Source organism: Tepidimonas sp. (genome assembly GCF_046292505.1).
Lineage (GTDB): Bacteria > Pseudomonadota > Gammaproteobacteria > Burkholderiales > Burkholderiaceae_C > Tepidimonas.
Window position 1 is genome coordinate 1 of the sequence record NZ_JBKBQX010000142.1, and the last position, 908, is coordinate 908.

Below are 908 nucleotides of genomic sequence, written 5' to 3' on the forward strand. Positions count from 1 at the left end.
ACCTGTGGCGCCGGTTGGATGAACTGGTGCACGGACGCGGCCACGAGATCCACTGGCACTGGGTGCGCGGCCACAGCCGTAGAGCTCGCGGCGCACCGTCTCACCGATGATGCAGACGGCTGCCCCGATGCGGTACTCGTCGTCGCTGAACGGTCGGCCATCGGCCAGGGTCCAGTTGTTGGTCAACATCCAGTCGGGCGAGCCGCCAATCAGGCTGCTCGTCCAGTTGCGGCCATTGGCCACCACGGTGCCGCTGCTGCGCGCCTCGGCGGCCACCGCCAGCACCCCGGGCGTCTGCGCGGCGATCACCTGGGCGTCCGTCAGCTTGAACGAAGGCGCCCCAAAGCCGAATCCCCCCGGACCCAGGCGCTGCCCGGGGCGCACCTGCAACAGGTTGGTCCCCAAGCTGGCGATCTGCTGCTGGATGGCCAGGGTGGCCCCGTTGCCAACCGTCACCATGGTCACCACCGCCGCCACGCCGATCACCACCCCCAGTACGGTCAAAAACGAGCGCATCAGGTTGCGGCGGATGGAGCGCAGCGCCAGCACCAGCGTGTTGAGCCACATGTCAGCCCCCTTCCCGCGCGAGCAAGACGCCATTCGCGGCGGCCGGCACTTCCTCGCGTTCGATCACGCCATCGCGAAAATGCAGCACCCGACGGGCATAGGCGGCGATCTCGGCCTCGTGCGTGACCATCAGCACGGTGATGCCGCGCTGCTCGTTGAGCTGGCGGATCAGGCTCATGATCTCGTGGCTGCGGCGCGAGTCCAGGTTGCCCGTGGGCTCGTCGGCCAGCAGCACCCGCGGCTGGGTGACGATGGCGCGCGCAATCGCCACGCGCTGCTGCTGTCCTCCCGAGAGTTCGGCCGGGGCCCCCAGATCGTCTCGCCCTTGGGCGCGGGCGCGG

Annotated in this window: 2 protein-coding genes; both read right to left on the reverse strand. The window is 69.4% G+C overall.

The window, feature by feature from the left end; genetic code table 11:
* On the reverse strand, positions 1-567 hold a 567-nt coding region (locus ACK4TH_RS12330), incomplete at its 3' end, for an ABC transporter permease (RefSeq protein WP_409626871.1).
* Position 568: 1 nt separating this feature from the next.
* Positions 569-908, reverse strand: a 340-nt coding sequence (locus ACK4TH_RS12335; protein WP_409626873.1) for an ATP-binding cassette domain-containing protein, incomplete at its 5' end; no start/stop codon positions are given.